The sequence below is a fragment of the Lactobacillus delbrueckii subsp. delbrueckii DSM 20074 = JCM 1012 genome, assembly GCF_001433875.1.
GTDB classification, from domain to species: domain Bacteria; phylum Bacillota; class Bacilli; order Lactobacillales; family Lactobacillaceae; genus Lactobacillus; species Lactobacillus delbrueckii.
The window spans coordinates 1-6,427 of the sequence record NZ_AZCR01000072.1 but is presented as its reverse complement, the minus strand read 5'-3'; the positions used below and the strand labels follow the sequence as shown (position 1 = coordinate 6,427).

Annotated in this window: 6 protein-coding genes; all 6 read left to right on the top strand. The window is 52.3% G+C overall.

The window, feature by feature from the left end; translation table 11 throughout:
• The first annotated feature begins 104 nt into the window (after positions 1-104).
• The gene (locus FD23_RS07870; protein ID WP_025895572.1) at positions 105-458 is read left to right on the top strand and encodes a YlbF/YmcA family competence regulator; all 354 of its coding nucleotides are present in this window, start codon (positions 105-107) and stop codon (positions 456-458) included.
• 2 nt (positions 459-460) lie between these two features.
• Positions 461-1,666: a metallophosphoesterase family protein gene (locus tag FD23_RS07865; protein ID WP_025895571.1), complete on the top strand. Its 1,206-nt coding sequence runs from the start codon at positions 461-463 to the stop codon at positions 1,664-1,666.
• Complete coding sequence (locus FD23_RS07860; RefSeq protein WP_052933719.1) at positions 1,663-4,089, top strand: AAA family ATPase; 2,427 nt, start codon at positions 1,663-1,665, stop codon at positions 4,087-4,089. The genes FD23_RS07865 and FD23_RS07860 overlap by 4 nt, the downstream gene beginning before the upstream one ends.
• Positions 4,082-5,032, top strand: coding sequence for a 3'-5' exoribonuclease YhaM family protein (locus FD23_RS07855; protein WP_052933718.1), 951 nt, complete (start codon positions 4,082-4,084; stop codon positions 5,030-5,032). Before FD23_RS07860 ends, FD23_RS07855 begins: the two co-directional genes overlap by 8 nt.
• Before the next feature lie 379 nt (positions 5,033-5,411).
• On the top strand, positions 5,412-5,780 hold the full coding sequence (locus FD23_RS11075; protein ID WP_074027766.1) for a shikimate kinase: 369 nt from the start codon (positions 5,412-5,414) through the stop codon (positions 5,778-5,780).
• Complete coding sequence (locus FD23_RS07850) at positions 5,696-6,301, top strand: 3-phosphoshikimate 1-carboxyvinyltransferase (protein ID WP_230844869.1); 606 nt, start codon at positions 5,696-5,698, stop codon at positions 6,299-6,301. The genes FD23_RS11075 and FD23_RS07850 overlap by 85 nt, the downstream gene beginning before the upstream one ends.
• Positions 6,302-6,427: the final 126 nt, after the last annotated feature.

Genomic DNA, 6,427 nt, shown 5'->3' with positions numbered 1-6,427 from the left:
ACTTCTTCCTGCGGTTAATGGAACTATCGCGGAAAGCTTTCTAAGTCTCTCAGTCATTTACACAAGTTTTTATACTGAACCGTAATAAAAAAGGAGAAAAGAAAATGGTCAACATTTACGATACTGCCAACCAATTAGTTAACGACTTGCGGGAAACCCAGCAATTTTTGGGTTTGAAGGAAGCCATGGACGCTGTTAAGGCGGATGAGGGCAGCCTGGCCTTGTTCAAGGAACTGGACGCGGCCCAAATGGAAATCATGGAAGCCCAACAAACCGGCAAGGAATTGACTGAGGAGCAGCAAGACCACTTCAAGAGCTTGAACGAACGGGTCAGCCAAAACACCACCCTGCAAAGCATGCTTTTGGCAGAACAAGCTGTTTACACCCTGCTCAACGACGTACAAAAGAATATCGGCCAGCCTTTGTCTGAAGCATACGAGGATTTGAGAAAAGCCTAATCATGAAATTCATTCATTTAGCTGACGCGCACTTAGATAGCCCCTTTCGTGGACTATCTTTTTTGCCAAACAGGGAATATGCTGAAATCCGCCAGTCAGCTGCCCAGTCTTTGACTAGGATCGTGGACCTGGCCTTAAAAGAGCAGGTCGACCTGGTTTTAATCGCCGGCGATACCTTTGACTCAAACAAGCCGTCTCCGGCCAGCCAGCTTTTTTTAGCCCGGCAGGTGAAGCGGCTGACTGACGCCCAGATTCAAGTGGTCATGATCTTCGGCAACCACGATTACATGACCCGGCAGGATCTCTTGGTCGAAAACAGTCCTTACTTCTGCCTCTTGGGTGACCAGGAAAAAGTTGCCCGGGAATTTTTTAAGACTAAGACCGGCTTTGCCTACAATGTGACCGGCTTTTCCTATAGCCAGAATCATATTGAAGCTGACCTCCTAGACCAGTTCCCGGAAAAAGAGGGCTATACCATCGGCCTGATGCACGCGGCCCAAAGAGCGGCCAGCGGCAATGTCTACGCTCCCTTTGACTTAAGACAGATGAAGGAGCTGAACTATGACTACTTTGCCCTGGGCCACATCCACGCCCGGCAAATTTTAAGCGAGAAGCCGCTAATTGTTTACCCCGGCAACATCCAAGGCCGGGATGTCGGCGAACTGGGGGAGAAGGGCTGCTACCTGGCTGAAGTCGATGAGACCAGCGGGCAGACCAGCTTGACTTTTGTCCAAACAGCGCCGATTACCTGGAAGCAGCTGACTTTAGAGCTGGACCAGGCAATTGATAAGAGCAGCCTGCATGCCAAAGCCCTGGAACTTTTGCAAGAAAATATCCAAGGCAAGACCTACTTCAGCTTGAAGATTTCGGGCTCAGAATATTTGACCAGCGAAGAAATAGACCTTTGGCAGGACCAGGAGGCCTGGGCCGGTCTGTCCGCGGCTTTAGCCCCAGCACAATTGGTTGATGTCCGATTATCCGTCCGGGGCCTGGTCAGCCTCAACAACAGCGACCGGGAAGCCCTGGCTGCTGCTGAAGCAGAAGTTTTGACTGACGAGAAGATCCAGCAGCTGGCCGCTTCCTGGGCCAAGAAGGACCCATATGCCCGCCGGCTTTTAGAGGACGGGGAATTCCGCGGCCAGGTCCGGGACTTGGTGGCCGTCAAGCTGGCCAGGCGCCTGCAGGCAATGACTGGGGGAGAAGAATGAGACTCAAGCAGATTCAAATCTATAATTTCGGTCAGTTCAGCCATGAGACTTTTGACCTGCCAGAGGGCAATTTAGCAGCCTTCTTCGGGGGCAATGAGGCCGGCAAGAGCACGACCGTGGCCTTCATCAAGCAGATCCTTTTTGGCTTCAATTTGAAAAATACTAGCTCAGTCTTTTTTGAAGACTACGAACCCTTGACCAAGAGCTACCCGATGGGCGGGCAGCTGGTCTTTACTAGTGATGCAGGGGAATATGTCTTAGAGCGGACCTGGAGCAAGGGGGACAAGAGCAAGACCGGGGCAGTCAAGGTCCTCTTAAACGGCCAGGAAGTCCCGGCCAGCCTCTTTTACGACCAGATTCAAAACATCGACGGGAGCTTTTACGCTGAAAGCTTTATCTTTAATGAAGACCTCCTCCGCCAGGTCAGCTCCCTGTCTGAAGGCGAGATCCTGGAGAACATCTACTATCTGGGGGCGGCCCAGAGCAGCCAGCTTTTAGCCATCCGGGCTGACTTTGACAAGGAAGCCAAGGACCTCTTCAAGCCAAGCGGGAAGAAGGCCCCGGTCAACCAGGACTTGCTCAAATTGGCTGAGCAAAGAGACAAGGTGGCCGCTGACGGCCAGGAATTCGACGCCTACCAGCAGCTGGAAGGCCAGCGGCTGGCTGAAGAGAAAGCAGCTAAAAAGCTGGAAAAAGAAGTCCAGGAAATCTCCAGCCAGCTAAGCAAGCTGGAAAAGCAGCTGGAGCAGGTGCAGAACTACCAGACTTATCTGGACCTAAAAAAGCAGGTCAGCCCGGTCGCTTTTGACCAGGAGCTCTACCAGAAGGCCCTGGAGCTTAATGCCCAGATCAAGGCCCTCAAGGCCGCCATCAAGGAAGAAAAAACAGCGGTTGACCCGGCCCTTTTGGCCAAAAGAAAGGACCAGGTCCGGGCCTGGCGGCAGGAACTGGGGCAAATCAGCCAGAGCATGGAAATGCTCAAGCAGCAGGTCAAGCAGCTGGAAGAAAAGCAGGCCAGTCTCTTAGAATTGACCCCGCATTTAGAGCAAGTGGCAGATTTATCCGTGGACCAGTTCCAGCAGATGCAGGCTGACTGGGAAGAAAGCCAGAAGGCAGAAGCCGCGCCTAAGACCCTGCCGCCATATGTCGGCTTGATCGTAGCGGTAATTGGTCTAGCTTTGATCGGGCAAAACCGGATTTTGGCAATATTGTTAATCCTTGCCGGCGCGGTTTTAGCAGCTTATGCCTACTTCAAAAAGCCCGCCAAGGGACCGGACAAGGCGGGAGCCTTTAAGGAAAAGTACGGTATCGATGCCAGCGTTAAGGTCGACTCCTTGCTTGCCCCTTACCGGGACCTGGCCATCAACCGGCGGGACTTGGCAAATAGCCAGGCAGAACTCGCTCAAAAAGAAAAACAGGCCGCTGACCTGGCCCGCCAATTGGGCTTGGATGGCAGTGACCTTACAGCTGTCAGCCAGCAGCTGGGCCGCTTGGAAGAGCAGGTGGAAGCTGAGAATGCGGCGCTTAGGGCCAGCCAGGAGGTCAAGGCGGCCAACTTGAACTACCAAAAGCAAATCAGCGCTTTAACTGAACAGCTTTTGGCCATCTACCAGACTGCCGGGGTAGAAAACCTGGCAGCCTACCAGGCATTAGCGCAAAAACTGCAAGAGCAAAAGGCTTTATCTGCCCAGATCACTGCTTTGAAGAACAACTTGGGTGACCAGTTAGCGGCTTTTGAAGAAAATGGCCTGGATTCAAGCAAATTGCTGGGGCAAAAGCAAGAGCTGGAAAAAGAACTGGCTGATAAGCAAAAAGCTGTCTCAGCCCGCCAGCAGGAAATGGCCAACCTTTTGGCTGAGGAAAAGCGCTATGCTTCTTCCAGCCAGGTGGCTGAAGACAAGCAGACCTTGGCTGAAATCGCCGACAGATTCAGAAGAGACAGCCAGGACTACCTGGCCAGCCTTTTGGCCGGGGAAGTCATTGGCCGGACCCTGGATCTAGCCTCAAATGACCGCTTCCCGAAGATGCTGAAATTAGCCCAGGACTACCTGGAAATTTTGACCGGCGGCCGCTACCGGGAAATCCTTTTGCCGGCCAAATTGTCCAAGAAGACCCCGCTCAAGGTGGTCAGAAAAGACAAAAAGAAGATCCCCCTGGCCTACCTGTCCCGGGGGACCCAGGAGCAGCTCTATTTTGCCTTGAAACTGGCTTTTATCATGCAGATCAAGGACAAGATCGACCTGCCGGTCTTGATCGACGATTCATTCGTCAACTTCGACGGCCCGCGGACCGGCTACATTGTAGACATGCTCAAGAAGATGAGCAAAGACAAGCAGATCCTGGTCTTTACGGCCAGAGAAGACTTGGCTGAAGCCGTCAGCGCCGCGCCAATCAGATACAGAAAGAAGGAGCAGGATGCTTAAACGTTTGCTGGATTACAATGAAGGGGAAGAATTTGACCTGGTCTTGATGGTCAAGAATTCCCAGCTGCGCCAAGATAAGAGGGGCAAGCACTACCTGCTCATGCAATTGGCTGACTCTTCCGGCAGCATCCGGGCCAATTACTGGCAGGCCCAGGCTGAGGACGCCAGCCGCTTCAACGCCGGCACGGTGGTTGAGGCCTCAGGGATAATTGAGGACTACCACAACCATGACCAGATCAAGCTGTTCAGCATTCATCCGGTCAGCCCGGACGACCAGGTGGACTTGAGCCAATTGGTGGCCACTGCTCCGGAAAAGCAAGCAGAAATGGAGAAGGAGATCAAGGACTTTGTGGCCCAGATCGACAATAAGAACTGGCATGATCTGGTGGACTTCCTTTTGAAAAAGTGGTCCAGCCGCTTCTTCGCTTACCCGGCTGGCAAGTCCAACCACCACGCCTACAAAGGCGGTCTGGCCTTCCACACTTTGACCATGCTGAAAGGCGCCAGAGGCTTAGCAGACAACTACCCAGCCGTCAACCGGTCTCTGCTTTATGCCGGCTGCATCTTGCATGACATGGGCAAGGTGCTGGAATTGTCCGGCCCGGTAGCGACCCAGTACACGGCAGAAGGCAACTTGGTTGGCCACCTGGTTTTGATCGATGAGCAGCTGATGCTGGCTGCCCAGGAACTGAAAATCGACCTGGCCAGTGAAGACCTGCTTTTGCTGCGGCACATGGTCTTATCCCACCACGGCCGCTATGAGTACGGGTCACCGAAATTGCCGGCGCTGCTTGAAGCAGAGCTTTTACACCGGATCGATGACCTGGACGCGGCGGTCAACGCCATCACGACTGAATTGTCCACGACCAAGCCGGGGGAATTCACCCCGCCGCTGATGTCACAGGACGGCCGCCGCTATTACCGGCCAAGACAGGAAAGATAGGGAAAATTCTTCTTTTTCTATTCCTTTTATATTTCTCTCTTTCCTTGTTTGATTTTTCAGATTAAACTATTGACAGATTCAATGAGAGTTTTTAATAATTTTAATCAAACAATCATTTGAAAAGAGAGGATCTAACAATGAACTTGCTCAAGACAAACATGACTAGTTTCTTTTATGGCTATGCTTATTTCGACTAAAGCGTCCGTATCCGCGGCCGCGAGACTCAGCTAGCCAATGTTTGTTGAGCCTGCTAGATACACATTCAATCTAGCATGGCTGGGGGCAAGGGCCCACTCTTTTATAGATATGCAACCATCTGGATTGGAGACGTCTTCCAAAATAGGTGGTTTTTATTTTTAGATTAGAAAGAGTGGACAAGATGAGAATTGTATTAGTTGGCTTCATGGCATGCGGGAAAACGACGGTTGGCGATTTGCTGGCGAAAAAGCTGAACAAGCTGCAGATCGACTTAGACCAGGCTATTGTGGAAAGAGAAAAGCTGACCATCCCGGAAATTTTTGCCAAGTTCGGCGAAGACCACTTACGCCTCTGCGAGCACCGGGCCCTGCTGGCCAATATTGGCAAAGACGCGGTGATCACGACCGGCACCGGGATCTGCGCAATGTCTTGGAACGGTCCTCAGCCCGGGAAACTACCCTGCGGGTGGCTTTGGGCAATATCGCCCAGCAGTTTTTGCGGCAGCTGGATATCGACCTGGTGGCTTATGTGGCGCAAGTCGGGCCAGTAGAAGCTGTCGGGGTCAATGCCATGGGCAATTCCGGCACGACGAATCGTCTTTTGCTAGGAATTTTGGCCGGTAGCTCCTTTGCCAGTCAATTGATCGGGGATGCTTCTTTAAGTAAGCGGCCGATGAAGCGGGTCAGCCAGCCCTTGGCTAAATTCGGGGCAGAGATTGCCTTGAGCCCGGCCGGAACCCTGCCAGCCACGGTCATAGGGCAAAAGCTGCATGGGGCGGAAATCCAGCTGGAAGTTGCCAGCGCCCAGGTCAAAAGCGCGGCGATTTTTGCTGCCCTTAAAGCAGGTAGCCCGTCAACCATCATCGAAAAATTGCCGACCAGAAACCATACTGAGATCATGTTGCGGCAGTTTGGCGCTGATATCACAACAGAGGCGGACAATTTGACCATCCATGTCCAGCCGGGCCAAGAAATGCTGGGCCAGGAAGTAGAAGTGCCCGGCGACATGTCTTCAGCAGCTTTTTGGCTGACCGCCGGCAGGCTAAGGGAATCTTGGCCGCTTATGAGCTGAAAAAGTAGTATCAAAAGAAACAAAGAAAAAAGACGCGATTCAGTGAATGATGTGACCCCCAAAATTGGGACAATTTAGTATTACGCCGTTAAGGTTGTTAAAACATGATTCCGATATTCAATCGGG

Excerpts from the sequence above, each read along its gene's own strand:
- FD23_RS07870 (WP_025895572.1), top strand. The coding sequence starts at position 105 with ATGGTCAACATTTACGATACTGCCAACCAATTAGTTAACGACTTGCGG.
- FD23_RS07865 (WP_025895571.1), top strand. The coding sequence starts at position 461 with ATGAAATTCATTCATTTAGCTGACGCGCACTTAGATAGCCCCTTTCGT.
- FD23_RS07860 (WP_052933719.1), top strand. The coding sequence starts at position 1,663 with ATGAGACTCAAGCAGATTCAAATCTATAATTTCGGTCAGTTCAGCCAT.
- FD23_RS07855 (WP_052933718.1), top strand. The coding sequence starts at position 4,082 with ATGCTTAAACGTTTGCTGGATTACAATGAAGGGGAAGAATTTGACCTG.
- FD23_RS11075 (WP_074027766.1), top strand. The coding sequence starts at position 5,412 with ATGAGAATTGTATTAGTTGGCTTCATGGCATGCGGGAAAACGACGGTT.